This is a genomic window from Rhodomicrobium lacus (assembly GCF_003992725.1).
Taxonomy (GTDB): Bacteria; Pseudomonadota; Alphaproteobacteria; order Rhizobiales; family Rhodomicrobiaceae; genus Rhodomicrobium; species Rhodomicrobium lacus.
The window spans coordinates 587,902-614,212 of record NZ_RZNF01000012.1; the positions used below are offsets into that span (position 1 = coordinate 587,902).

A 26,311-nucleotide genomic window follows, 5' to 3' on the forward strand; every position below is an offset into this window, starting at 1 on the left:
GTTTGTGTTTTCAGGCGTCGATCAGCTTCTTGCGTCAATCGGGTCCGCAGGCTGATCCAGGCGCGCCCTTTGAGCCGCTAAGCCGCGTGGCTCTTGAGGTCGGTTGACGCATGGACGAGTTTCGGCGCCGGCGAAGGCAGAGCGACAGGGCGCGCGGAATGTTGGGCGCGCTCGGCCAGCAGGCCGTCTTCCGCTTCCGGCTCCGCGCGCTTCGTGAGGTGATCCGTGCGGCTGATGAAATAGACCCCGGCAATCACGAGTGCGATGCCGAGCGCCTGCACGGCGTCAACCGACTCGCGCAAGAAGATCGCCGACAGGACCGCCACGAAAACGTAGCTCAGCGCAGTGACCGGCTGGGCGTAGCTCAGATCCGCGTTGGCGAGCACCACCATCCAGTTGAAGAATTGCAGGGTCATGATCGTAACCACGACCAGGAACAGAGGTTCTCTGAAGATCGCGAAGAACGAGGCGTCATCCGGCAAATCCAGCACCGCCGTCTTCCAGAAAATCTGGATGGAGGAATCCACCACGATCGCCAGGACGAGGCCGAATGCTACCTTTAGAGGCAATTTGCGCGGAATAATCATCCGGCATACATAGCCCGGAGCGGATGACGCCTCAACGGGTTACGGGCATTTCCTGCGCAACCTGCGATCATTCGGCCACAGGTTGTGCGTGAGGCGCACGCCGCCCGCCGGACAGCTGCGGCGCGCCCTGCCTGCTAACTGTGCTTGTACTTCACCGAGCAGCCATAGGGCCGCGTTACGGGCGTCGCCACCGGCTTGCCCGCCGCGAGGTCGTCGAGCGCGGCGCGCACGTAATTTCTCGCCGCCTTGACGTCGGACGGGATGACGGTCGGCTTGTCGTCGATGCCGCCCATGTAGACGAGCGTACCGTCGCCGTTCACGATGAACATGTGCGGCGTGGTGCGTGCGTCGTAAAGGCGGCCGACCTTGCCTTCCGCATCGAGAAGCACGGCGGCGGGTGCGGCTCCGCGCGTTTCGCTGAGCTTGTCGGCTTCCGCGCCTGAAACGGCGCCCTGCTCGCCCGGCGCGGACGAGATGACCGACAGCCAGACGATGCCCTTTGCGGCCGCGTCTTTCTGAAGGGACTGAATGTTGTTCGTCGAATAGTGCTTCTGCACGTAGGGACAGCCGTCGTTCGTCCATTCGAGCACAACGGTCTTGCCGCGATAATCGGAGAGTTTCACCGTCCTGCCTTTGGAGTCGGTGGCCGAGAAATCCGGCGCGGGCTTGCCCACCTCGGGCGCGGCGGAAGCTGCCGCCGTCATTGCGACGCTTGCCAGGAGAACGGCCAGCGGTTTCAGGAAAGACATCGTCAGGCTCCCTTGTTTGAGGATGGACCGGCGACTTTCGCCTTCGTTTTCGTTTCGTCGAGGACAAGCCCGACCGTCAGAAGCTGAGGCAGCACGCGCGGTTCCGCCCCGCCTCCGGGATAGAACAGGTAAAGGGGCACGCCCGCGCGGCCGAACTTGTGCAACAGGTCTGTGATCTCGTGGTTCCGGCTCGTCCAGTCGCCGACGAGGTAGGTGATGCCGCGCTTCGCGAAGGCGTCGGCTACGGCCTCGGACTTCAGCGCCACGCGCTCGTTCACCTTGCAGGTTATGCACCATGCGGCGGTCAGGTTCACGAACACGGGTTTGCCCTCGGCGATGAGGCCGTCGAGGCGTGCCTTGGTGAATGTCTCGCCGGACAGCGCGGCCTTCTCCGCGCTCGCCGCCATGTTGACGCTGCCTGCCGTCTCCGCGAGCGACAGAGACAGAGCGAAAGCCGCGACGCCGAGCACGGGCGCGACGAGCTTTGCCCGCAGCGGCGCATAGGCCGTCTTGCCCGCCAGCCACGCCGCGAAGCCCACACCGACGAAGGCGAGCGCCGCCGCCATCACGCCGTCGCTGCCCGTCTGGATCGACAGCACCCACACGAGCCAGGCGGCGGTAGCGTAGAGCGGGAAGGCGAGCACCTGTTTCAGCGTCTCCATCCATGCGCCGGGCTTCGGCAGGATATGCTGCAAGCCGGGGCTGAGGCTCAGGAGCACGACGGGCGCCGCGAACCCGATGCCGAGACCCAGCATGACGGCGGCGAGTACCGCCACGGGTTGCGTCAGCGCATAGCCGATGGCCGCGCCCATGAACGGCGCGGTACAGGGCGTCGCCGCCACGGCGGCGAGCACGCCCGTGAAGAAGTAGCCCGCATTGCCGGGCTTTCGCGCGAGGCTGTCGCCAGCGCTCATCAAACCGCCGCCGAAAGACACGACGCCGGAAAGGCTGAGCCCCATCACGAAGAACAGGATCGCGAGCGCCAGCACGAAGGCAGGGGACTGGAACTGGAAGCCCCAGCCGAAGGCGGCGCTTCCTTCGCGCAGCACTGCGAGGAGCGCGGCAAGCGCCGCGAAACACACGAGCACGCCGCCGAGATAGGCGAAGCCCTGCTGCCAGTGCCCGCCTTCCGCCTTCTTGGCGAAGCCGAGCGCCTTGATCGCGAGCACGGGAAACACGCACGGCATGAGGTTCAGGATCGCGCCGCCGAGGAACGCGAACAGGATGGCGAGCGCGACGCTCGACACTGCGCCTTCGTCCGCAGCGGGGCGGTCGCCGACAACCGCCTCACCGGCGGATGGTGCGGCACGCTCGGCGATGCCGCCGTCGCCAGACCCGCCGCCCTCGGCGAGCTTCGCGGGCGCGCCGAGCGCCGCACCGTCCGGCCCGCGCGCTGCGGATATCACATAGCCCTTGCGCTCGCCGCCCTTCGTGAGGGCCAGCACACCTTCCAGCTTGTCGGGCGTCTCTTTCGTCTCGCCCTGCTTCAGGTCGAGCGTGAGCTTGCCGCCGTCGAGCGCCATTTTTTGAGGGGCCGAGTTGGAAACCGCGCCCCACCCGAGCGGGAAGAAGCGTGCATCCGTCGTGCCGTTGAGGAGTGAAGCGTCCGCGCTGACGGTCAGCCGAAGCTCTTCTTTGGCAGCGTTCACCGAATAGGACGCCGAACCCGGAAGCGGCACCGGCACCGTCGCGCGGGCCTTCGCGATGGCCGCCGCGTGTTCCGACGGCGCGGCAGCACCCGCCGCAGCCACGGGAAGCGTCAATCGGACTTCGCTCTCTTCCGGGACGCAAATGTCCTTGCAGACGAGATAATTGACCTTCGCCCCGAGCGTCACGTTGTCGCCGGCGGCATCCTTCGGCACGACGATGTCGGTGAGAAGCAGAAGGTCTCCGCTGTAGCCATAGTCGACGAGCGGCGTAATCGGGATGACATCGGGCAGCGGCCACTGAATCGGACCGGCTTCGAAGCCCTGCGGCAAAGTCCAGGCGATGGACGTCGGCTCGCCGGAATCGCCCGGATTGATCCAGTAGGTGTGCCATTCGGGCTCGATCCGCTCGCGCACGGCGACGGTGACCGTCTGGCCGGGGACGACGGCGGTCTGCTCCGACAGAAGATCGAGCTCGACATGCTTCCTGGGCGCGGCTTCCACGGCCGTGAGCCCAGCAAGAACGAGGCAGGCCATGAGAAGGCCCGGCACGGATTTCGATTTCCAGCGTATCATTCGCACCCGCTTGCGGTTGAGGCTCGCGGCAAGGCCACGGCGCCCAACCGGTCAGATAGTCTTCCATAACACGCAAGATCAAGGGGGGCGACGTTGCGAGGCATGGCCGGGGCTCAGGAAGGGCGCGCTCGCGCTTTTCCGAGGCAGGCGGACGCCGCCTGCGGCTTCCTGCCGGAAACCCCGGAAAGCGCCTCAAATTCGCCCCAAAAAACCCGAAACCGTCTCTTGCTTAGGCGGGGTAAAAATATTTGTATCCGGTCTTGAACGGACACCTTGTCGTGGCGCCGTCCGGTCGCATTTTGACCTGATCGGGGCGACCTTTCGCGCTGCACGGCAGATTACTTTCGGGAGTTGGGGGAATGGACCGTCGCACGTGGCTCAAGCTTGCCGCATCCACAGCCGCCGCGGCTGCGTTCCCGCTGCCGTCGTTCGCGCAGATCAACCTGTCGCCCGACAGCCCTGATTCCTATCCATTCTCGGAAGAGCTGCTCGATGCCTTCGCGCGCCGCCGCGCCGACGAGCCGTTCAAAGCCCCGGACAAGAAGGTCGACGAAGCGCTCGCGAACCTGACCTGGGAGCAATACAATCGCGCAATTGTCTACAAGGACGATCAGGCGCTCTGGCGGAACGATAACGCGCCTTTCCGTCTCGAACCTTACCACACAGCGGGCGCGATCTTTGCTTTCCCGGTCGAGCTGTTTCAGGTGGAGGCCGGGCGCGCGACGAAGATTCCGTATGCCGCCGACGCTTTCGAGTTCAACCCGCCCGCGAAGGCTCCGGCTACACCGGCACAGTCCGATTTCGCCGGGTTCCATGCGCAGGCGCAGATCGACCGTCTCGGCGTTTTCCGCGACTTCCTGAGATTTCTCGGCGCGACGAACTTCCGCGCCATCGCGAGCGGTCAGGTCTTCGGCGTTTCGGCGCGCGCGCTGGCGATCAACACAGGACAGACGGGCGGCGAAGACTTCCCGCTGTTCCGCTCGTTCTGGATCGAGCGGCCGCGCCCGGTCGATCAGTCGCTCGTGGTGCATGGGCTTTTCGACAGCGTGAGCGCGGTCGGTCGCTACAAGTTCACCGTGACGCCCGGCTTCGATACGATCATCGACACGGAGGCAACGATCTACCCGCGCCGCCGCATCGCCTATGCGGGCATCGCTCCCATTGCCAGCCGCTTCTTCTTCGGCCCGTCCGCCGCGCCGAAGCGGCGCGACTTCCGCCCGCGCGTGCACGATTCCGAGGCGCTGGCGATCCTCAACGGCCAGGGCGAGCAGATCTGGCGTCCGCTTCTCAATCCCGAGCGGCTGCAATTTTCCGTGTTCGTCGACAAGGCGCCGAAAGGCTTCGGCCTCATCCAGAAGGAGCGCTCGTTCGCTGCCTATCAGGACACCGACGCGCAGTTCGAGAAGCGCCCTTCGCTCTGGATCGAGCCGGTGGGTGACTGGGGCGAGGGCTCCATCGATCTGATCGAACTGCCCGCGCCGGAAGAAATCAACGAAAACATCGTCTGTTTCTGGCGGCCGAAGGACGGGCTTGGGCCCGGCATTGGCCATCGCTACCGCTACCGGATGCACTGGTGCTGGACGCCGCCCATCGAGAACCGGCGCGCAAGCGTCGCGCAGACGCGCATCGGCGAAACCAAGTCGGGCGACATCGCTTTCATCGTCGACTTCGCGAACACCGAGCGCTGCGAAGGCTGCAATCCGTCGGCACTCGCAGCGCAGGTCACGGCCTCGGCTGGCGAGGTGCGCAATGTACGCGTCGTTGCGGGGCCGGAAGCGGGGCAGCAGCGGCTGCGCTTCGAATACGCGACATCGGGCAGCGACCCGGCGGATCTGCGCGCGCAACTGTCGGTCGATGGCAAGGCCGTCTCGGAAACCTGGATATTCCGGTGGGCGCGCTGACGCGCTCTCTCCGACCTCCTCGGATTTTTTGATGACTCCGGCGTTTGGAGGGCAATGCACCATGGACAGGCGGGATGTCCTGAAGCTTGGCGCCGGCTTTGCGGCCGCGCTTTATTTTGCGCGGCATGCGGATGTCATCGGGGAGGCGCGCGCCGAAGGCAGCGAGCCGTTTTCCTTCGAGACGCTTGTCGAGCGAGCGCGCCAGCTTTCGCTGTCTCCCTATGCGCCGCCCGCGGACACCATCCCGGAAAGCTATAAGGATCTGAATTACGACCAGTATCGCGACATCCGGTTCAAGCGCGAGGATGCGCTCTGGGCCAATGACAATCTCGGTTTCACGGCGGAGTTTTTCAGCGCGGGCTATCTGTACACGACGCCGGTGCAGATTTTCACCGTGGCGGATGGCCGAGCGACCGAACTGAAGTATCGCGCCGACCTTTTTTCCTACGGGCAGAATGTGACGCCGCCGCCCGAGGGCACCGCGCCCGGCTTCTCGGGTTTCCGCATCCATACGCCAATCGACAAGGCGAACCAGATGGACGAGTTCGCCGTCTTTCAGGGCGCGAGCTATTTCCGCGCGAAGGCAACCGGACAGGGCTACGGGCTTTCGGCGCGAGGGCTCGCGATCGACACGGCGCAGCCGCCGCATGACGAGTTTCCGGTTTTCCGCGCTTTCTGGATTGCAAGACCCGATGCTGGCGCATCCTTGGTCACGGTTTTTGCGCTGCTTGACAGTATAAGCGTGTCGGGAGCTTACAAGTTCGTCATCTCGGTTCGCGCTAACACGGTCATGGATGTGGATTGCACGCTCTTTCCGCGCAGGACCATGGCCTATGCCGGGATCGCGCCGCTGACGAGCATGTTCTATTTCGCTCCCAGCTCTTCCTATCGCGCCGACGAGGTTCGCAACCGCGTCCACGATTCGGACGGCCTCGCGATCTGGAACGGCAAGGGCGAGCATATCTGGCGGCCGCTCATCAATCCGCCGCGTGTTCAGTTTTCCGTGTTCGTCGACAACGCGGTGCGTGGCTTCGGCCTCATACAGCGCGAACGGCGAGGCGACCGCTACGAAGATTTCGAGGCGCATTACGAGCAGCGCCCGAGCCTCTGGGTCGAGCCGCGCGAAAGCTTCGGCCTTGGCTCGGTCGATCTGGTAGAACTGCCGACCACAACCGAGTATTTCGACAACATCGTGGCTTACTGGCACCCGAAAGAGCCGCTGGCGGCGGGCGCAAGCTACACCTACAAGTATCGTCTGACATGGTGCGACGCTCCGCCGCTACGCATCAATTACGCCACCGTGGCACAGACGCTCGTGGGCGCATCGTTGCAGAATGCTGGCCGGCGGCTGTTCAACATTGACTTTGCCGGAACCGAAGAGTTCAACCTGTGCGATGATTCCGTCGAATTTTGCGGCGATAAGGGCCGCATCATGGAACTAACCGCGAGTGCAGGAACTATCGTGAACGCTACCATCCGGCGAAACCGGGTTTCCGGGGGCCATCGTGTCGCTTTCGAATATGAGCCGGCAGCGGGTTCGATCGAAGCGGATTTGCGATGCGCGCTGCTTTCGGATGGTAAACCGATTTCCGAAGTCTGGATCTACCGGTGGACGGCCTGAGGTCAAGCATGCACGATACGCTATCTCCCGCCGAGACCCCTGCCGTACCGGCCTCGCGCGTCCAATCCGTGTTCGCGCCTCAGAGCCTCGACAGTTTCGACCGCACCACGCGCCGCAAGCTTCCGATGGACGTGCAGGCGCCGCTTCGCCGCTTCCTCATTTTCGGCGGTGCCTTTGCGATCACGATCTATCTGATCGTTCAGCTTTACCTTGTGCTGAGCGTGGGCAGTTTCGGCGGCCTCGGCATCGCGCTGGTGGTGCTGTTCTCGATCAATATCTTCTGGCTGTCGCTGTCTTTCATGACCGCGCTGGCGGGCTTTTTCGTCATCGCGACGGGGATGCGGCGTTCGCTCGTCAAGCCCGAGGACTACGACGCCAAGGCCCCGCTGACCGGGCGCACGGCGATCCTCGTCTGCACCTATAACGAGGCGCCCGCCCGCATTTTCGGCATGGCGGTCGCGACACTCGATTCCATCGCCAAGCTGGGCCAGGGCAAAAGCTTCGACCTTTTCATCCTGAGCGACACCACAGACCCCGATGTGTGGGTGCAAGAAGAGGCGGCCTTTCAGTCCGTCCGCGAGCGCGAAGCGTGCGGGCATCGCATCTTCTATCGCCGCCGCTCGCAGAATACCGGCAAGAAGGCTGGCAACGTCGCCGACTGGTGCCGCCGCTGGGGCGCGAATTACGAATACATGCTGGTGCTCGACGCGGACAGCCTGATGACGGGCGAGTCTGTTGCGAAGCTCGCGGCGATCATCGAGAAAAACCCCGACTTCGGCCTCGTGCAGACGGTGCCCCTTTCCATCGGCCGCAACACGCTGTTCGCGCGCCTGCAACAGTTTGCCGGACGCCTCTATGGCCCGATGCTGGCGACGGGCCTTGCGTTCTGGCATCGCGGCACGTCGAATTTCTGGGGCCACAACGCGATCATCCGCACGCGCGCCTTCATCGAGAGCGCCGGGCTTCCGATGCTGCCGGGCAAGCCGCCCTTCGGCGGGCAGATCCTCTCCCACGACTTCGTCGAGGCGGCGCTTCTGAATCGCGCGGGCTGGCGTGTCGTCATGGTGCCGGACCTCGCGGGCTCTTACGAGGAAATCCCCCCCGCGCTGATCGACTTCGCCATGCGCGACCGCCGTTGGGCGCAGGGCAATCTCCAGCATTCCCGGGTGATGTTCGCGGACGGGCTGCATTGGGTGAGCCGCGTGCATATGGCAATGGGCATCATGGCCTATGTCTCGGCGCTGGTGTGGTTCCTGTTCATCATCATCGCGCTCGCGCTGACACTGCAATCGATCTACACGCTGCCGCAATATTTCACGGACGACTTCTCCCTCTTCCCGAAGTGGCCCATGCAGGACAGCGAGCGCTCGTTGCAGCTTCTGATCCTGACACTCAGCGTTCTGCTTCTGCCGAAGCTTTTCGCCTATGTTCTCGCGCTGATGGACAGCCGCCAGCGGAAAGGGTTCGGCGGGCCGTTCCTCCTCTTCGTCGGCGTGCTGATCGAAACGATCCTTTCGTCGCTGTTCGCGCACATCATGATGCTGCTCCAGTCGGGCGCCGTGGTGGATGTGTTCCGCGGCCGCGACAGCGGATGGAAGCCGCAGCGCCGCGATGACGGCTCCTTGCCGTTCTGGGAGATCATGCAGTTCCATCGCCTGCACATGATGATCGGCATCGCGCTGGCGATCGGCACCTGGTATTCGTCGAAGATCCTGTTCCTGTGGATGCTACCCGCGTCGCTCGGCCTCGTCTTTGCCGGGCCTCTTTCATGGTGGTCGGCGCAGCGCTCGGCGGGTGAAGGGTTCCGCCGCTTCGGGCTCCTCCAGATCGAGGAAGAAAAGTCGCCGCCGTCAATCGCGGGCGAGGCCCATCGCGCGCAGGCCGAGGTCGAGAAGGCCGCCGCCGAGCACGAGGCCATCACCCAACTCGTCAAGAGCCCGAAGCTTCGCCGCCTCCATCGCGAGTTGATTCAAATGCAGCCGATCACGCTGGAATCTCGAATTTCGCCGAACCTCGCCATCGGACGGGCAAAACTGGACGTGTCCGCAAATCTCTCCGAGTTGCTGAGCTTGCTGAAACCAGGCGAGAAGGCGGCGTTACTGTCCGATCCTGAAAGTCTCGCGCGTCTCGAAGCGTTTATTCCTGCCGAAATTCCGCCAGAAAAACAGCCTCAAACATCGGCTCAGCCACTGGAGCAAACAACCTAGCGTGGCGGGTGACGGTTCGGGCCTCGGGAGTTTCCCAGGCAGGAACCAGATCCCCGGCTGCCGCTGGGATTGAGTCGTCCGCGCTCGCGAGAGTCTGGGCGAACTCGGCAATACCCGCGCCGGATCGTCCGAGTTCCGGCGCGCTCGTTCCGCGAAAGGGAACCGACATGTCATCGAAAAAGGTCATGCCGCTTCTCCTGACGAGTATAACGTCATGCGTTATCGCGTTCGGAGATCCGGGCACCGCCGAAGCGCAAGTGCAACTGGCGCAATTCCAGCCGCAAGGGCAGCAGGGCGACGAGCCGAAAAGGAAGCCGCGCGAGGATCAGCGCGGCGAACAGCCTCGGGGCGGTCAGCAGGATCAGCAGCGCGGCGGCGGTCGACCGGAACAGCGGGGCGGCCCGGATCAGCGCGCACAGCAGCCGCAGGAACCGCGTGGCGGCCAGCAGCGCGGCGGCGGCGCCGAGCAATTGCAGCGTGCACAGCCGGAGCAGCGCCAGCAGCCGCGTTTCGGGCAGGATCAGGGCTTCGGCCAGCGCGAACGCGGAGGCCAGCAGCCCGAGCCACGTGGACAGGCGCAGGAACGCGGACGGCAGGAATTTGAGCCGCGCAAGGCGCAGGAACAGGAGCGCCCGAGGCAGCAGCCCGAACAAAAGAAGGTTCAGGAGCAGGAGCGGGTGCAGCCCGGCCAGCCTCAGGGCGGCCGCTTCGGCCAGCAGCCCGGCGCCGCAGGTCAGCCGCAAGGCGGACGCTTCGGCGAGGGTGCGCCGCAAGGAACACTCGGCGGCAGGCAGCCACAAGGACAGGGCACGACCGGCTTCGGCTCGGCGGGCGGGCAAGGCACCCAGCAGCCCGGCGGCGCGGGTCAGGCGCAAGGCGGACGCTTCGGCGAGGGGACGCCGCAAGGAACACCCGGCGGCAGGCAGCCACAGGGACAGGGCGCGACCGGCTTCGGCTCGGCGGGCGGGCAAGGCACCCAGCAGCCCGGCGGCGCGGGTCAGCCGCAAGGCGGACGCTTCGGCGAGGGGACGCCGCAAGGAACACCCGGCGGCAGACAGCCTCAGGGACAGGGCACGACCGGCTTCGGCTCGGCGGGCGGTCAGGGCACCCAGCAGCCCGGCGGCGCGGGTCAGCCGCAAGGCGGGCGCTTCGGCGAGGGTGCGCCGCAAGGCACACCCGGCGGCAGGCAGCCACAGGGACAGGGCGCGACCGGCTTCGGCTCGACGGGCGGTCAGGGCACCCAGCAGCCCGGAGGCGCGGGTCAGGCGCAAGGCGGCCGCTTCGGTCAAGGCGCGCCGGGTGGCGCTTCCGAGCAATCGGGCGGTTTGAAGCCCGGCTTTCCCGGCGGCCAACCGGGCCAGACGGGCGGATCGCAGGCGCAGGGACAAGGCCCGGCAGGATTCGGTCAGGGCGCGCAACCGGGACAACCCGGTTTCCGCCCGGGTGATCGCCCGCAGTTTGGTGGTCAGCCCGGTCAGCCGGGCGCTCAGCCGCCGTTCGGCGGCGGTGCCGGCGGTCAGCCCCAATTCGGCGGGGCGCAGCCGGGCAACCGCCCGCCGTTCGGCGCGGGCTTCTCGCCTGAACAGCGCCGCGAGGTCGAGGAACGCGACACGCGCCGCATCGAACTGGGCCGCAAGATCGAGGAAGATCAGCGCCGTCAGGCCGACCGCGAGAGCAGCCGCGAGGGGCTTGAGGAGCGGACGCGCCTTCAGAACGAACGCTTCCGCGATATCCACGCGCAGCGGCACGAGCGCTTCGACCCGAACGGCGTCCGCTTCATCGAGGAGCCGGGCAACCGCAAGATCTTCCGGCTTAACAACCAGACGTTCATCCGCCACGACGAGACGGCGAACTTCGGCCATTTCGGCGGGCGCCCGGATCGCCGTCCGATTCCCGGCGGGGGCGAGTTCGCGACGTTCCATCGTCCGGACGGTTCGCGCGTGGAAGTGGAAGTGGACCGCTTCGGCCGTCCGATCCGCCGCGTTCGCATCCTGCCCGACGGTCGCCGCTTCACCCTGTTCGAGAACCGTGCGCTTGCTGCGGGCCTCGGCCTTGCGGCCATCGGGGCGGCGATTGTGATGCTGCCGCCCCCGGCCATCGCGATCCCGCGCGACGATTACATCGTGGATGCGGGCGTCGCATCGGAAGAGGTCATCTACGATACGCTTTACGCTCCGCCTGTGGAGCCGCTGCCGCGCAGCTACTCTCTCGACGAAGTGCTGGCCAGCGCGAGCGTGCGCGACCGCATGCGCAGCGTCAGGCTGAACACGATCCATTTCGACTTCGGGTCATGGGAGGTACGGCCCGATCAGGCGCCGCTGCTTCAGGGCATCGCGGATTCGATCAACCGCATCGTGCAGCACAACCCGGGCGAGGTGTTCCTGATCGAAGGGCACACGGATGCGGTCGGGACCGACGAGGATAATCTGTCGCTGTCGGACCGGCGTGCGCAGGCAGTGGCCGACGTGTTGACGCAGTATTATCAGGTTCCGCGCGAGAACCTTGTCACGCAGGGCTACGGCGAGCAGTTCCTGCTCATACCGACGCAGGGACCGGAAATCAGGAACCGCCGCGTCGTTATTAGGCGGCTCACGCCCCTTTTGCAGAGCGACCAAGGCCGCTACAGCAATAGCGAACAAGGGCCGCGAAACGATTACCGGCCCTGATCGCCAAAGGAAGTGACGAAAGCGGGCCCCTGTGCCCGCTTTCCGGCAGGGGGAAGCGATGGACATCCTTTCTTACATCTGGACAGTCCTGAGTTTCTTCCTGAGCGTCGTCTGGACGGTCGTGTGGTTCGTGCTGCGCGACCTCATCTCGACGGTGCTCTGGATTTTGATCGTTGCGTGGATGCTTCTCAGCGTCCGCTATCGAAGCTTCACCGGCGGCACGCTGGCGCTGCTGCGCTACGGGCGCTGGGCCTTGAACCTGTTCTGGCGGTGGCTTCGCGGCACGCCGAACCCGGCACTTCCGCCGCCTCCGCCGAAGGTCATCACCAAGGAAGTCATCAAGGTCGTGGGCAAGCGCCGCAAGCGCTTCGGCTCCATGAACGTCTCCGAGCAGCTGAATGTGCTGCTTCTCGGCGCAATCTGGCTTCTGTTCGTGATTTAGCCAGAGCGGGAACGGCTCAGGCAAAACCGGAACGAAGCATGCCGGGCCGATAGGTAGCATCCCGTCGACCCTCCGCAAACGGAACAAGGCCGTCGTCATGTGGGGAACGAGACGGGCTTGGGCCCGGAGCCTCGGTATTCTTGTTCCTCACCCCGATCCACGCGCCGCGTTTTTCTGAGGGAGACCTTCGAGAAATCCCCCGGTCGACAACCGTGGGACGGTTCGTCGTCCTCGGGGGTCGTTTCCGCTGATTGCCGCCAGGGATGTCGTCATGGCGCGAAAAAATCGGAGCGGGGACCGGCTTATGTTCACGCTCACCACAGGCACTGGTATCTTTTCACGGATATGGAGAATGTTTGGCAGGGCGTGCCTCTCGCAGCCGCAATAATCTGCAGAAATGTTCATCGACGAAAAGATTCTATAATTATAATTATTCCAGTTTTAATTTTTAATTATGCATTGACTTTTGGTTTCGTTGTTATGTAGCTGTATTCGTGGCGCGTTTATTAACACATGCATTGCACAATCGATAGAAGAGGCTTGTCTTATGGGGTTTTGAAAGCGAGCCCTCCGGCCTCCCGGCAGTACTTCCCCAGCCATCGACGTCGGTGCGAAACGTCCGGAGACAACGATGTCCTACGATGACACGCTTTCCAACCTGCTCCATGCCATGCGTCACGGCGATAAGCTTGTGGAGCAGCTTCTGCACGGCTCCCATGGATCGCCCTTCGATCCGATGGCACAAGTCGGCCTTCTGGATCGCGCAACCGTCTCGGATCGCCGCTTCTGGACGGGCGCCGCCATCGGTGCCGCCGCGGTGCTCGTCGCGGCCGCCGTTCGCAACAAGAGAACGGCAACGGTCGTGGAGGATGATCGGGACGCCCCGGCGACTGACGGCGACCGGCTGCGGAAGTCGAACGGACGGTATTGAGAGAGTACCCAAGGAGAAAAAACATGTCGCATAGGCACCATCTTCCCGGCGAGGCTGCAGATGCGGCGATTCGCTTCGGCGCTTTCGGCGCCCTCATAAGCGGCGGTATCGTTGCGGGCCAGTCCATTTCGGCGGCGCAGCAGGGGGACAAATCGGTCCCGCAGGCGGTGACGGACACCGTTGCTGCGGCGACGAAAGCCGGTATCGCGGCGGCGGTCGGCGGCGCGGCGGCGGCTGCAATCGGCGGGCACGGTTTTTCGCGCGCGGTGTCGTTTCTCGCGGGGGCCGCGGCGGCAGCCTGGATCATGTCGCCTCCGAAGCGCCAGAAAGCGCTCTCCGACGCAGCGGAAGGCAGAGACGAGCCTTCGGCAAAGCAAGGTGACGACATCATCCTCGCGTCATCGACGCAGGGCGCCAACCCGAAGGCGATCTGATCCGGCGTCTCGTCACGCAACACACAGAGATTCGAGTCCCGGACGGGAACCGGCAAGCTTGAGGCAGGAGTCATTCATGAGCGACCACAACAACGAAAACAAGACGTATACTGCGCAGGGGCCAAACCCGGCACAAGCCCCGCAAGGCTGGTATCCGGGCTACCCGGCGGCGCCATATGGCGCACCTTACGGCTATCCGGGCTGGGGCCCACAGGGTCAACCGCAGCCGCAGGAACAGGCAGCCCAGCCGCAAGCCCCGCTCTGGTACGGTCCCGCTCCCGCCTATGGCCCCCATCCCTGGTATGGGCATCACCACCACCCGCATTTTCCTCCCTACGGTTACGGCCCCCAGGCGGCCCCTCAGCCGGAAGCCCCCGCGCAGCAGAAAGCGACCGGCGGCTTTTTCTCGTCGGGCTTCGACATCCATAACGACGCGCTCGTAAAGGGCGTCGTGATCGGCGCGGGCCTGACTTACCTCCTGACCAACGAGACGGTGCAGAGGAACCTGATCGGCGCGGCGGTGAAGCTCTGGTCGACGCTTCAGGGCGGGGTGGAAGAGGTCAAGGAGCGGTTCCGCGATGCGGAAGCCGAGATCCACACGGGCGACAATCACCAGTAACAGCCAATCGCGAGCAGTTCCTTGGCGCGTCTGTCCCAGTTTTGGAGGCGCTCCAAGGATTCGTTTATCGAAATCTCGGCCACATAATTGCTCTAGCGGAAGCGGGGCGCTTCGCGCCGTGCTTGTCGAGGGAAACGACGCATGACGATTCGCATTGTGCATGAGACGCCGAAGCGGTTGCGGTTCCGTGTCCGCGACGCCGCGACGATGGGCCAGCGGATCGCGGCCACCATCGAAGCGCTGCCGGGCGTTTCCTCGGTTCGCCTCAACGCGCATGCGAAAAGCCTTGTTGTTTATCACGACGGAGACCGGCGCACGCGCGCGAGCATTGTGCGCGCCGTCAGTCACCCCGCGCCTGCGGATGCCGTTCCGGCAGCAGAGGAAGAGACACCCGACCTTGGCCATGTGTTCGTTTCGGGCGGCATCCTTCTCGCGAGTTTCATCCTGCCGCCGCCGCTGCGCGCGCTCATATCGGCGGCGAACGTCGCGCCGGTGCTCGTTCGCGGCGCGCGAAACCTCGCCGGTCGCGGCTTGACCGTCGAAGTGCTCGACGCCATCGCCATCACGCTGCCCGCGTTCCGACGCGACTGGCGCACGGCAAACTTCACGCGCTTCCTGCTCGACCTCGGCGGCCACATCGAGGCGAGCACGTCGGCGCGGTCGGATACGCTGCTGCGCAACCTCCTGAAGGCCCGCCCGGACGCTGTGACGATTGAAACAGATGACGGCGCGCTCCGCAGCATTCCTTACGACGAAGTGACGGAGGGCGCGCGCGTGGTCGTCAACACGGGCGACCGCATCCCGGTTGACGGCGTCGTGCTTTCAGGCAATGCGTGGGTCAACCAGTCGGCTGTCACGGGCGAGAGTCTGCCCATTCCCCGCGAGGAAGGCGACGAGGTGCTGTCCGGCTCCGTCGTGACCGAAGGCCGTCTCGTCATCGTGGCCGAGCGCGTCGGCGACACCACGACCACGGCGCGCATCTCCCGCTATATCCTCGAAGGCTTGACCGATCCCTCCGGCATCCAGAGCGAAAGCCATCGCCTCGCCGACCGCCGCGTGTTCATCACGCTTGCATCCGGCGCGGCAGTCTTTGCCGCGACGGGCGACTGGCGGCGGCTGGAATCGGTGTTTCTCGTCGACTATTCCTGCGCGGTGAAATTCGGCACGCCGATCGCGGTCAAATCGGCCATGTATCGCGCGGCGAAGGAAGGCTGCCTCATCAAGAGCGGCCGCGCGCTCGAAACCGTGGGCTCGGTCGATACGGTCGTCTTCGACAAGACGGGCACGCTCACGCACAACACGCTGGAAGTGACGGACATTCATCGTCCGACCGACTCGAATCTCGATGACGAGGCCCTTCTGGCGCTGGTCGCGTCGCTCGCCGAGCACACGAGCCACCCCGTTGCCGCCGCCGTGGTCGATGTCGCGCGCCGTCGCCATCTTGCGCATATCAGCCACGAAGAGGTGGATTTCCTCGTCGGCCACGGCATCGGCTCGCACGTCAACGGGCAGACGATCCGCATCGGCTCGCGCCATTATCTGGAGGAGCATGAGGGCGTTTCGTTCGCGAGCGCGGAAGCGATCATCGAGCGGCTCGCGGGCGCGGGCAAGTCCTTGCTGTTCGTAGCGGCTGAAGGCAGGCTGATCGGGGTCATCGGGCTGCGCGACCGGCTTCGCGAGGAAGCGCTGCCCGTGCTGCGCCAGCTTCGCGAGAACGGCGTGAAGTCGATCATCATGATCACCGGCGACCACGAGGCGAAGGCGAAGCAGATCGGCCAGATCCTCGAACTCGACCGCGTCTATCACGACCAGAAGCCCGAGGATAAGGCGAGTATCATCGAAGCGCTGAAGGCCGAAGGCCGCGTCGTGGCGTTCGTCGGCGATGGCGTGAACGACGGCCCTGCGTTGATGGCGGCCCATGTCGGCATCGCCATGCCGCGCGCCGCCGACATCGCGCGCGCGACCGCCGACATCCTGCTGCTCGACGACCGGCTCGACGGTCTCGCCAAGCTGCGCGTCCTCTCGGGCGAAACGCTGAAGCTGATCCGCTCGAATTTCCGCGCGTCCGTCGGCATCAACTCGGCGATCATGGCGCTCGCGGTGCTCGGCAAGCTGTCGCCCATCGCGACGGCCTTCCTGCACAACGGCACCACCATCGGCATCCTCCTGCGCGCGCTCGCCTCGAACAAGCTGCCGCGAAAGCCTGCGGTCGCGCGCCTTGCGGCGCCACGCAAGCTGCCCGCGCCATCGCGGCAATCCGCGATGAACTGAGCCGACGCGCGGCAGGTGCGCGCGCGGCTGGCGGCGTTCACGATCCGACCGGGTGATCATCTTCGATGACGGCGATGACGCTGTTGCGCTGCGTTCGCCAGTATCCCGCCTCGATGAGCGCACGGAACTGGCTGCGCATTGCGGCGGCCGCTTTCGGATTCGCCGCTTCGAGGAAAGCGCGCACTTCGTCCGCTCCAAGCGTCGCGTCGTAATAAAGGTCGAAGTGATGGCTTTCGACCGCGCCCGCGAGGTGAGCGAACAGCGCCATCTGATCGAGCGTCCAGGCGATTTCCGCAGCGCCGCGAAAACCATGCCTCATCTGGCCCGCAACCCAGGCGGGGTTCGCAGCGCGCGCGCGGACCACGCGGGCGATTTCCTCGCCGAGCGTGCGCATGCGCGGCGCCTCCGCGCGCGCCGAGTCGGCATGATAGAGCGCCGGGTCGCCGCCGAGGGCACGGGCCGCCGCGGCGAAACCGGCTTCATGAGCGGCGTAGTCGGGAGCCATGAGAAGATCCGTTTCGGGCAGATCCTGCGTGTGAACGAATGCATCGGCGGAAGCCGCGCGGGCTTCGAGCGCGGCGCGGGCGGCCGTGCCATCGGCGCCGACACCATAGGCGAACGCGCTGGCCGAAAGCCACGCCGTCGCCGCCGCCTCGCGCGCTTCGTCGGTCAGCGCGCCCACGGCCTCGGCGACGCCCACTCCGTAGCTGCCGGGAGCCGGACCGAAGACGCGAGGGCCCTGCAAACCGCCGAGATACGGATTTTCCTCCACCGGCTCGTCGCGCGCCGCCAGACTTGCCACCGCCTGCTCGAACAGCGCGGGCAGCGAAGGGAAAACGTCGCGGAAAAGACCTGAGATGCGAAGCGTCACGTCGATGCGCGGTCGGCCGAGCTTTGCCAGCGGCACGATCTCGAAGCCAGACACGCGATCGGAGGTGTTGTCCCACACCGGTACGACGCCGATCAGCGCCAGCGCCATGGCGAACTCTTCGCCCGCCGTGCGCATGGTCGCCGAGCCCCAGAGATCCACAATCAGCGCGCGCATGTAATCGCCATGGTCCTGAAGATGGCGGGTGATGAGGGCATCGGCGAGGCGCCTGCCCTGCTCGGCTGCGGCGCGGCTCGGCACGGCGCGCGGATCGATGGTGAAGAGATTGCGGCCCGTCGGCAGGACATCGCGGCGCCCACGCCAGGGCGACCCGGCAGGACCGGGCGGCACGGATCGACCGTCGAGCGCGGCGAGAAGGCCGTCTCGTTCCGCGTTTGAGCAGGCATCGAACGGCATGATGGCGAGCGCCCCGTCCGTGGTCTCCGGTAGTTTCGGCGCTCGCCCGAAGACGTGCAGCCCGTCGGAAAACAGCGCGTTCTTCACGTCGCAAACGAAAGCGTCGAGCTTCACCACGGCGTCAAGCGGCGCCATGTCGTCGCTGAGGCCGAGGTCGCGGTCGAGCTTCGCCTCGCGGGCCGCGTCCACGATGCTGCATGCGAGCCGCTCGCGGCGGCGCGGATCGAGGCCGTCCGCGTTGGAATATTCGTCGAGGAGACGCTCAAGCGTGCGGAACTCGGGCGGCAGTACGGCGATGCGCTGCGGCGGCGTCATGTGCCCGATGGTCACCGCGCCGAGGCGGCGCTTCGCGGTCGCGGCCTCGCCCGGGTCGTTGACGATGAAGGGATAAGCCACCGGCAAGGCGCCGGTCAGCGCCTCCGGCCAGCATGCGCCCGACAACGCGACCGACTTTCCCGGCAACCATTCGAGCGTGCCATGCGCGCCGATATGGACAACCGCATCGATCTTCGCGGCATGGCGCAGCCAGAGATAGAATGCAACGAAGGCGTGGCGCGGCGGACGGCGCGGGTCGTGATACTCGGCGACGCGGTCGCGCGCACTGCCGCGCTCGGGCTGGGCCGCAACGATGACATTGCCGAAGCGTGCCGCGCGGAAGCGGAACGCCCCATCGCGGCAGGCGGGGTCTGCATCCGGCTCGCCCCATGCGGCGAACAAGGCCGCGCACAACGACGGATCGAGCGTTTCGAGAGCGGCGCGATAGTCGGCGAACGGCCACGCCATCCGCTCTTCGAGAAGCGCTTCGATCAACGCGCCATTGTCGGCCGGCAATTGTCCGACGCTGTAACCCTCGGCGCGGAGCAGACGCAGAATTTCGACCGCACTTTCAGGGGCGTCGAGACCCACCGCATGGGCGATCTGATCGTCGCGGCCGGGATAGGAGGAGAGCACGAGCGCGAGCTTGCGCTCGGCGGGCGCGGTACGCCGCAGCCTTGCAAGCGCGCGCGCCTTTTCTGCGACCGCTTCGACGCGTTCGGCATCCGGCGCATGAACGACGCGGGCAAAGCCAAGCTCCGGGTCCGAAGCCTCCGGCTCCTTGAAGGAGATTGCGCCCGCGAAGATGCGCCCGTCGATTTCCGGCAGCACGACGTGGATCGCGAGGTCGGCGGGCGACAGGCCGCGATCCGACTTTGCCCAGGCCTCGCGCGAAGACCCCGCCAACGCGATCTGCAACACGGGTGCATCGTAAGCGTCGAACGCTCCGTTTTCCGCATCGCGCGCTGAAAACGCCGTCGCATTCACGATCACATCCGGCACGATCCGGCGGAGCGCGTCGGCGAGCCAGGCGCGCGTCCTCTCGTCTTTGAGGCTCGCGACGAAGACGGCGGCTGTGTCGAAGCCGCGCGCGGAAAGAGCATCGAGCAGCGCTTCGACGGGCGCGGTGTCGGCGGCGGCGAGTGCTGCGCGGTAAAAGACGATGAGCGCGCGCGGCGCATCGCCTTCGCGTGGCGGCGCGAGGGGGCAGATCGCGGGATCGCCCGCCAGGAAACCGTGGCGCGGAAGCGGGTGCGCATCATCCGTCGTTTCCGTATCGAACCCAGCCGCGCGCGCAAGTTCAGCGAGGGCGGCCTGTGCTGCCTGCGCGCCGCCCTGATCGCACAGCGCCTGCAGACGCCGCAGCATGGCGACCGGCACCGTCGATGCCTCGTCGAGACGCGGGTCGACGCGCCCGTCGCCCGAAACGAACGCCAGCGCGGTGCCCTTCGCTTCCGCCAGCGCGCGAAGCTGCTCGACACCGTAACGCCAATAGTCGATGCCGCCGAGCAAGCGGACGAGAACGGCCCGCGCGCCCGAGAGCGTCTTCTCGATGTAAAGATCGACCGAAAGCGGATGCCTCAGGCGCGCGAGGTTGGCGAGGCGCAGCGTCGGGAGATCCGCGCCCGCACGCCAGCCCGCCGCGAAGGCTGCAAGGTCGCTGTCCGCGAAGGAAAGCACCGCGAGGTCGGCGGGCGACTGGCCGAGATCCTCGGCGACCGCCGCCTCTTCGAGGCCGTGTCGTTCGCGGAAAAGAATGTGCACGCGTCAGGCCCCGAGCGCCGCCGCAACCGCCTGCCCGTCGAAGCCCTTTTCGCCTATGACGACGAGCCGCGAGACGCGCTCCTCACTCGGGCGCCATGGCCGGTCGAACTGCGCGCGAACGCGGGTTCCGACGCCTTGCACGAGAAGCCGCATCGGCTTGCCCGCGATGGCGATATATCCTTTTACGCGAAGGATGTTTTGCGCACGGGCCGCTGCCTCGACCTTCGCGACGATGTCGGCCTGCGATGTCTGCTCTGGCAGCGTGACCGCGACCGTTTCGAAATCGTCATGGTCGTGCGGCTCGCCATGATCGTGATGCGTCGGGCGCGCGTCGAGGTCGTCTTCCGCAGCCGCGCCAAGCCCCAGCACGACGCGCGGATCGACGCGTCCCTCGGTTGCCCCGATCACGGGGATGGGGCGTGGCGATTCCGCCAGCACCGTTTCGCGCGCCTGGGCAAGCCGCGCCTCGTCCACGAGATCGGCCTTGTTCAGGATCACGAGATCGGCGCAGGCCACCTGATCCTCGAACACTTCGCCGAGCGGGGTATCGTGGTCGATACTGGTATCGCCCGCGCGCTGTCTCGCCACAAGCTCGGGGTCGGGCGCGAAACGGCCATCCGCCACGGCCTCGGCATCCGCGACCGCGATCACGCCGTCGACGGTGATGCGCGTCTTCAGGTCGGGCCAGTCGAACGCCTTCAGCAGCGGCTTCGGCAGCGCGAGGCCGGATGTTTCTATGAGAATGTGTTCGGGCGGCTCCTTGCGGTTCAGGAGCGCCGTCATCGTCGGCACGAATTCGTCCGCGACGGTGCAGCAAAGGCAGCCGTTCGTCAGTTCGACGATGGCGTCTTCGGGGCATGCGGGATCGGCGCAGCCCTTCAGTATCTCGCCATCGATGCCGACATCGCCGAATTCATTGACGAGCACCGCGAGGCGGCGGCCGTTCGCGGTTTCGATCAGATGACGGACAAGGCTCGTCTTGCCCGCGCCCAGGAAGCCGGTGATGATGGTGACGGGGACTTTCGCGAGAGACATCAGAGGCTCCTTTCAGGAAGCGGCGGCACGCGCGCGATGAGCGCGCGGCGGAAGCAGGCGGGGCGCTCGTTCCACGGCACGAGGCCGTCTTCGGTTTCGGCGTTTGCTGCACAGCCGCGATAAATGCTCGGCGCGTCCTCGATCGTCAGTTCGCCGAACATGTATGTCCAGCGATCCGGCCCTGCGATGGCGACGGTGAGGCCGCGATTGCAGTTCGACAGGCATTGCGCCGGTTCTATATGAAAGCGCGTGTCAGCGCTGGCTTCGCGCTCGGCGGCGAGCGCTTCGTAGAGCGCGCGGCCTGCGGGAGGCGCGGCCTTGTCGGCGGGGTCGCGTCCACAAAGCACGCACACGAAGACGGTGGCGCGGGGCGCTGGCGGGGCTTCACAGGTCGAGGGCGGCTCCATGCTTCATTCCGGGGAGCGGACGGCGAGCCGTCCGGCGCGTGCGGCGGGCGGACCTGCACTCCCCCCGTCGGACCTTGCGCTCCGGGACACCCCGCCCGGAACGGCGCTTCAAGGGAACGCGGCAACGCGATCCGGCAGGCGACGGCAGGTCTCCTGGCTCGCGGGTCACGGCCCGTGCCGCCTTCCCGGAACAGGTTCCAGTGGCAATTGGCGCAGGCTCGCCGCTCACAGTTGCGGGGGCAGCTCCGGCTTCGCACGATGTGGTGCGCCCGGTATTCCCTTTTCGTCCCCGAAGGGACCGTCGGCTGTGTCGATTTGTGATACGCCCGTGACGCGAAGTCAATCGGCGGGCGCTTTATCCGGCGCCCGGGCGGTATAAAGATTTCGCGCCAAAGAAGGATCGACACCGGGCATGACACGTATTCGCGACGACGAGAGACGGCTGGGCGACAGGACGGCCCGGACACTGATGTTTCAGGGAACCGGCTCGGATGTCGGCAAGTCGCTGATCGTGGCGGGATTGTGCCGTCTGTTCGCGGATCGGGGGCTTTCCGTGCGTCCGTTCAAGCCACAGAACATGTCGACCAATGCGGGCGTTACGGCCGATGGCGGCGAGATCGGCCGCGCGCAGATGCTTCAGGCCCGCGCCGCGCGCGTGCCGCCCAGCATTCACATGAATCCGGTGCTCCTGAAACCGCAGAGCGAGACCGGCGCGCAGATCGTCGTGCAAGGGCATGTGTGGGGCAAGGCCGAGGCACGCGATTATCAGTCGCGGAAAGCGGCGCTGATGCCCACCGTGCTTGAAAGCTTCGCGCGGCTGAAAGGCGAATGCGACCTCGTGCTGGTGGAGGGCGCTGGCTCGCCGTCCGAGGTGAACCTTCGCGCGAACGACATCGCGAATATGGGTTTCGCGCGGGCGGCGGACGTGCCCGTGGTGCTCGTCGGCGACATCGACCGGGGCGGCGTGATCGCGAGCCTCGTCGGCACGAGCGCGGTGCTCGACGCCGAAGATGCCGCCATGATCCGTGGCTTCATCGTCAACAAGATGCGCGGCGATACGGGGCTTTTCGCGGACGGCATGCGCTTCATCGCGGAACGAACCGGCTGGGCGTCGCTCGGCCTCGTCCCGTGGTTTGCGGACGCGCATGCCTTGCCGCCTGAAGACGGCTTCAGCCGCGACTGGGTGCGCGAAGGCGCGAAGGCTGGCCAGCGCGTGAGGGTCGCGGTGCCGGTGCTTCCGCATATCGCAAATTTTGACGATCTCGATCCGCTGCGGCTTGAGCCGGACGTCGATCTCGTGGCGCTTGCCCATGGCGAACCGCTTCCCGCGGACGCGGATCTTGTCATCCTGCCCGGCTCGAAGGCAACCATCGCCGATCTTTCCGCGCTGCGCGCGCTCGGCTGGGAAGCGGACATCGTCGCCCATGTCCGGCGCGGCGGGCGCGTGCTCGGCCTTTGCGGCGGCTATCAGATGCTTGGACGCTGGGTGGCCGATCCGGCGGGCATCGAGGGACGGCCGGGCGGGGTGCCGGGGCTCGGGCTGCTCGATGTCGAGACGGAGCTTTCGGGCGACAAGCGGCTTGCGGCGGTGACGGGCCGAACGGCGGCGGACGGCGTGCCGTTCTCGGGCTACGAGATCCACATCGGCCGCACCTTCGGATCGGACACCGCGCGCCCGCTTGTTCTTGTCCACGAGGACGGATCGTGCAGGCCCGATGGAGCGGTGTCGGCGGACGGGTGCGTGATGGGCACCTATGTCCACGGCCTGTTCGCGGACGACCGTCAGCGCGCCGCGTGGCTGGCGCGGCTCGGTGGCAAGCCCGCGGCGCTTTCCTACGAAACCGCCATGGACGCCACGCTCGACCGCCTTGCCGCACACCTTGCCCGACACATAGACATCAAGGCAATGCTGGGGCTCGCCCGCTGAGGCGTCGTCGCCGGACGATGCCTTTACGCAGCCAACGCGGCGGGTCGCCCGCCTCAGCGGGCGGCATCGGACGGCTCAGCCGCGGTTCGCGCAACGCACCTCCATCGGCCCGCGCCAATGCGCCTTTATCTGACGCAGAAAAGCAGACCGACACAGCAAACATGCCGCGTCATGCCGCACCCGATTTGCGGCATGACGCTTGAAGGGATAGCTCAAAGGCCCGGTTTCAGTCTTCTTTCCGCCGCCGATCAACACGCGGCGGTTGTTCTCGTCTGTCAGGAATGTTGCGGCTCGATCTCGGCAAGAGCCGCTTCGATCAGTTCGCGCGCGCGGTCGAGATCGGCATGGCCGGCGATCAGGCTGAGTTCCTTCAGCATGTCGGCGAGATATTCACGGCTATCTTGTTGAGAAAGAAATGCGAAATCCGCGCTCTCGGCGGGCTGCGCTTGAGAATTGGGAGTGCTTTCTGACAGGACCGGTGATAAGACGCTCGTCATTGGGGGCTCCGTCGTTCCTGCCTGCGACTTGTCTCGCAGGGCTCTTCGCTCACATTAATATTCGGTTGCAGGGAATATCAAATGCATCCTGTGATTGAGCGCTGATTCGTTAAGAGTTTGTGGCTTTTTGGGAACAGGTGCCATAATCCGGTGGCGCTTGTAGTATTTACGGCGGCGCGGCATTATGTCTGACCCGCTGAAAGAGGAGTCATGGACCAGATTTTCAAGACACTGCTCCGTGATCGCTGTCTGATTGGAGGCGAATGGCGGGGCGAACCGGCACTCCCTGTCGTCAATCCCGCAACCGGCGCTTTCCTCGCGCGCGTGCCGAACTTCGGGCGCGTCGAAACCCGCGAGGCCATCGAGGCCGCGCACAAGGCGTTTCCGGCCTGGAGCGGGCTGCTTGCCAAGGAGCGCGCGGCGATCCTCAAACGCTGGCACAACCTGCAATTGGCCCACGCGGAATCGCTGGCGCGCCTCATGACCGTGGAGATGGGAAAACCGCTGCCGGAATCGCGGGGCGAAGTCGCTTATGGCGCGGCTTTCGTCGAATTTTTCGCGGAAGAAGCCAAGCGCGTTCATGGCGAGATTGTTCCGACGCCGCGCAAGGGCGGCCGCGTCATCGTCATGAAACAGCCTGTTGGCGTCGTCGGCGCGATCACGCCCTGGAATTTCCCCTTCGCAATGATCACGCGCAAGGTAGCGCCCGCGCTTGCTGTGGGCTGCACCGTGGTTGTGAAACCCGCGCCCGACACGCCGCTGACGGCGCTGGCTCTCGGCGCGCTTGCCGAGCAGGCAGGCTTTCCGCCCGGTGTCATCAATATCGTAACGGGCGATGCGGAGGCCATCGGCAGCGAACTGACCGCGAACCCGCTTGTGCGCGCGATCACCTTCACCGGCTCCACGCGCGTCGGTAAGCTGCTCATGCGCCAGTCGGCGGATACGGTGAAGAAGGTTTCGCTCGAACTTGGCGGCAATGCGCCCTTTATCGTCTTCGACGACGCGGATCTCGACAAGGCCGTGGAAGGCGCGGTTATCTCGAAATTCCGCAATATGGGGCAGACCTGCGTCTGCGCAAACCGCATCCTCGTGCAGGACGGCGTCTATGATGCCTTCGCCGCCAGGCTCGCCGCCCGTGTGGCCGCGCTCAAGGTCGGCGACGGATTGCAGGCAGGCGTCGAGCAAGGGCCGCTCATCAATGAAGCCGGCCTGAAAAAGGTGGAAGAGCACGTCGCGGACGCGCTCGCGAAGGGCGCTCGGCTCCTTGTCGGCGGCAAGCGTCACGCGCTCGGCCGCACCTTCTTCGAGCCGACGGTGCTCGTGGACGCCAAGCCCGACATGCGCGTCGCCACGGAAGAAACCTTCGGTCCGGTCGCGCCGCTGTTCCGCTTCAAGACCGAGGAAGAAGCCATCGCGTTCGCCAACGGCACGCCTTATGGGCTCGCGGCTTATTTCTATTCCCGCGACGTCGCCCGCGTATGGCGCGTGACGGAACGCCTTGAATTCGGCATTGTCGGCGTCAACGAAGGCATTATCTCGACAGAAGTCGCGCCGTTCGGCGGCGTCAAGGAATCTGGCCTCGGTCGCGAAGGCTCACGCCATGGCGTCGAGGAATTTCTCGAACTGAAATACATGTATCTTGGGGGACTTTCGGATTGACCGACATTCAAACCTTGAAGCGCCAGGCGGCAGCCGAAGCGCTTAAATTCGTCGAACCGGGCATGGTGCTCGGCCTCGGCACGGGCTCCACGGCTTCCGCCTTCATCGAACTCCTCGCGGAGCGGCTGAAGACGGAAGACCTCGATCTGACCTGCGTGGCGACCTCGGAGCAGACGAAACGCTTCGCGGAAGAACGCGGCATCAGGATCGCGGATTTCAACACCATTGCCGATGTCGATCTGACCATCGACGGCGCGGACGAGATCGACCCGCAGTTGAACCTTCTCAAGGGCGGCGGCGGCGCGCTTCTGCGTGAGAAGATCGTCGCCTTCGCATCCGACCGCGTCATCATCATAGCGGACGCGTCGAAATATGTGGAGCAGCTCGGCGAGTTTCCGCTGCCGGTGGAAATCGTGGATTTCGGCGTGGCTGCCACGCTCGCCATGATCGAGGCCGCAGCCGAGGATGCGGGCTGTCAGGGCAGCATCGCGCTTCGCCGCACAGCCTCGGGCGAACCCTTCCACACCGATGGCGGACATCTGATCGCCGATTGCGCCTTCGGCTCCATACCGGACCCGGAGACGCTCGCGGACCTGCTCGACATCGTTCCGGGCGTCGTGGAGCACGGGCTGTTCCTCGGGATCGCCGATGACGTTTTCCTCGCCGCTCCCGATGGCGTTCGCCATTATAGCGCCGCAACGGACGACGAAGACGAAGACTGAGCGAAGCCCGTGCCGTCGATGCGGCGTCGGGCAATGAACGCAGCCGTTCA

Annotated in this window: 20 protein-coding genes and 1 riboswitch; of the genes, 12 read left to right on the top strand and 8 right to left on the bottom strand. The window is 65.6% G+C overall.

The features are described 5' to 3' along the window. Positions 1 to 77: 77 nt before the first annotated feature. The 3 genes from EK416_RS12095 to EK416_RS12105 all read right to left on the bottom strand — a co-directional run bounded on the left by EK416_RS12095 (position 78) and on the right by EK416_RS12105 (position 3,558). A complete protein-coding gene (locus EK416_RS12095) occupies positions 78 to 527 on the bottom strand; it encodes an EamA family transporter (RefSeq protein ID WP_245434037.1) in 450 nt (149 codons plus the stop codon). A gap of 194 nt (positions 528 to 721) precedes the next feature. Next, the gene (locus EK416_RS12100; protein ID WP_127077816.1) at positions 722 to 1,336 is read right to left on the bottom strand and encodes a thioredoxin family protein; all 615 of its coding nucleotides are present in this window, start codon (positions 1,334 to 1,336) and stop codon (positions 722 to 724) included. 2 nt (positions 1,337 to 1,338) lie between these two features. Continuing rightward, positions 1,339 to 3,558 carry a protein-disulfide reductase DsbD family protein gene (locus EK416_RS12105; RefSeq protein ID WP_127077818.1) on the bottom strand — a complete coding sequence of 740 codons (2,220 nt, stop codon included), beginning with the start codon at positions 3,556 to 3,558 and terminating at the stop codon, positions 1,339 to 1,341. A 359-nt stretch (positions 3,559 to 3,917) separates the two neighbouring features. Here EK416_RS12105 and EK416_RS12110 point away from each other — a divergent pair, with 359 nt between their 5' ends. The 3 genes from EK416_RS12110 (at position 3,918) to mdoH (ending at position 9,287) form a co-directional block, all read left to right on the top strand. Beyond that, on the top strand, positions 3,918 to 5,459 hold the full coding sequence (locus EK416_RS12110) for an OpgD/OpgG family glucan biosynthesis protein (protein WP_127077820.1): 1,542 nt from the start codon (positions 3,918 to 3,920) through the stop codon (positions 5,457 to 5,459). A 61-nt stretch (positions 5,460 to 5,520) separates the two neighbouring features. Continuing rightward, complete coding sequence (locus tag EK416_RS12115; protein ID WP_164730006.1) at positions 5,521 to 7,080, top strand: OpgD/OpgG family glucan biosynthesis protein; 1,560 nt, start codon at positions 5,521 to 5,523, stop codon at positions 7,078 to 7,080. Positions 7,081 to 7,088: 8 nt separating this feature from the next. Next, on the top strand, positions 7,089 to 9,287 hold the full coding sequence (mdoH, locus tag EK416_RS12120) for a glucans biosynthesis glucosyltransferase MdoH (RefSeq protein ID WP_127077824.1): 2,199 nt from the start codon (positions 7,089 to 7,091) through the stop codon (positions 9,285 to 9,287). A gap of 212 nt (positions 9,288 to 9,499) precedes the next feature. On the opposite strand, the gene EK416_RS12125 is transcribed toward mdoH, so the two are convergent. Then, the gene (locus EK416_RS12125) at positions 9,500 to 10,030 is read right to left on the bottom strand and encodes a hypothetical protein (RefSeq protein WP_127077826.1); all 531 of its coding nucleotides are present in this window, start codon (positions 10,028 to 10,030) and stop codon (positions 9,500 to 9,502) included. On the opposite strand from EK416_RS12125, the gene EK416_RS12130 reads away from it, so the two are divergent. The 6 genes from EK416_RS12130 (at position 9,965) to EK416_RS12155 (ending at position 16,650) form a co-directional block, all read left to right on the top strand. Beyond that, positions 9,965 to 11,953, top strand: a complete 1,989-nt coding sequence (locus EK416_RS12130) for an OmpA family protein (protein WP_127077828.1) — start codon at positions 9,965 to 9,967, stop codon at positions 11,951 to 11,953. The genes EK416_RS12125 and EK416_RS12130 overlap by 66 nt on opposite strands. A 58-nt stretch (positions 11,954 to 12,011) precedes the next feature. Further along, positions 12,012 to 12,395 (top strand): hypothetical protein, encoded by a 384-nt coding sequence (locus tag EK416_RS12135; protein WP_127077830.1) that lies wholly within the window; start codon positions 12,012 to 12,014, stop codon positions 12,393 to 12,395. 631 nt (positions 12,396 to 13,026) lie between these two features. Continuing rightward, positions 13,027 to 13,326 carry a hypothetical protein gene (locus EK416_RS12140; protein WP_127077832.1) on the top strand — a complete coding sequence of 100 codons (300 nt, stop codon included), beginning with the start codon at positions 13,027 to 13,029 and terminating at the stop codon, positions 13,324 to 13,326. Between the two features lie 23 nt (positions 13,327 to 13,349). After that, entirely contained in the window at positions 13,350 to 13,760 is a 411-nt protein-coding gene (locus tag EK416_RS12145) for a magnetosome protein MamC family protein (protein WP_127077834.1), read from the top strand. Between the two features lie 76 nt (positions 13,761 to 13,836). Beyond that, positions 13,837 to 14,379 (top strand): hypothetical protein, encoded by a 543-nt coding sequence (locus tag EK416_RS12150; protein WP_181952141.1) that lies wholly within the window; start codon positions 13,837 to 13,839, stop codon positions 14,377 to 14,379. A gap of 141 nt (positions 14,380 to 14,520) precedes the next feature. After that, the gene (locus tag EK416_RS12155) at positions 14,521 to 16,650 is read left to right on the top strand and encodes a heavy metal translocating P-type ATPase (RefSeq protein ID WP_127077836.1); all 2,130 of its coding nucleotides are present in this window, start codon (positions 14,521 to 14,523) and stop codon (positions 16,648 to 16,650) included. Between the two features lie 37 nt (positions 16,651 to 16,687). Here EK416_RS12155 and cobN read toward each other — a convergent pair whose 3' ends face one another. Genes cobN through EK416_RS12170 form a run of 3 tightly spaced genes read right to left on the bottom strand, consistent with a single transcriptional unit; the run spans position 16,688 to position 21,456 of the window. Further along, positions 16,688 to 20,014, bottom strand: a complete 3,327-nt coding sequence (gene cobN / locus EK416_RS12160) for a cobaltochelatase subunit CobN (protein ID WP_127077838.1) — start codon at positions 20,012 to 20,014, stop codon at positions 16,688 to 16,690. A gap of 3 nt (positions 20,015 to 20,017) precedes the next feature. After that, positions 20,018 to 21,049, bottom strand: a complete 1,032-nt coding sequence (gene cobW, locus EK416_RS12165; protein ID WP_181952142.1) for a cobalamin biosynthesis protein CobW — start codon at positions 21,047 to 21,049, stop codon at positions 20,018 to 20,020. Then, the gene (locus EK416_RS12170; RefSeq protein WP_127077842.1) at positions 21,049 to 21,456 is read right to left on the bottom strand and encodes a DUF1636 family protein; all 408 of its coding nucleotides are present in this window, start codon (positions 21,454 to 21,456) and stop codon (positions 21,049 to 21,051) included. The genes cobW and EK416_RS12170 overlap by 1 nt, the downstream gene beginning before the upstream one ends. A gap of 126 nt (positions 21,457 to 21,582) precedes the next feature. Next, positions 21,583 to 21,774, bottom strand: a riboswitch (cobalamin riboswitch). Between the two features lie 94 nt (positions 21,775 to 21,868). On the opposite strand from EK416_RS12170, the gene EK416_RS12175 reads away from it, so the two are divergent. After that, entirely contained in the window at positions 21,869 to 23,383 is a 1,515-nt protein-coding gene (locus tag EK416_RS12175) for a cobyric acid synthase (protein WP_127077844.1), read from the top strand. Between the two features lie 275 nt (positions 23,384 to 23,658). Here EK416_RS12175 and EK416_RS12180 read toward each other — a convergent pair whose 3' ends face one another. Further along, positions 23,659 to 23,880 carry a hypothetical protein gene (locus EK416_RS12180; RefSeq protein ID WP_127077846.1) on the bottom strand — a complete coding sequence of 74 codons (222 nt, stop codon included), beginning with the start codon at positions 23,878 to 23,880 and terminating at the stop codon, positions 23,659 to 23,661. Between the two features lie 210 nt (positions 23,881 to 24,090). On the opposite strand from EK416_RS12180, the gene EK416_RS12185 reads away from it, so the two are divergent. Together EK416_RS12185 and rpiA are read left to right on the top strand one after the other, a co-directional pair. After that, on the top strand, positions 24,091 to 25,539 hold the full coding sequence (locus EK416_RS12185) for an NAD-dependent succinate-semialdehyde dehydrogenase (RefSeq protein ID WP_127077849.1): 1,449 nt from the start codon (positions 24,091 to 24,093) through the stop codon (positions 25,537 to 25,539). Continuing rightward, positions 25,536 to 26,261 (top strand): ribose-5-phosphate isomerase RpiA, encoded by a 726-nt coding sequence (rpiA, locus tag EK416_RS12190; RefSeq protein WP_127077851.1) that lies wholly within the window; start codon positions 25,536 to 25,538, stop codon positions 26,259 to 26,261. Before EK416_RS12185 ends, rpiA begins: the two co-directional genes overlap by 4 nt. Positions 26,262 to 26,311 lie beyond the last annotated feature (50 nt).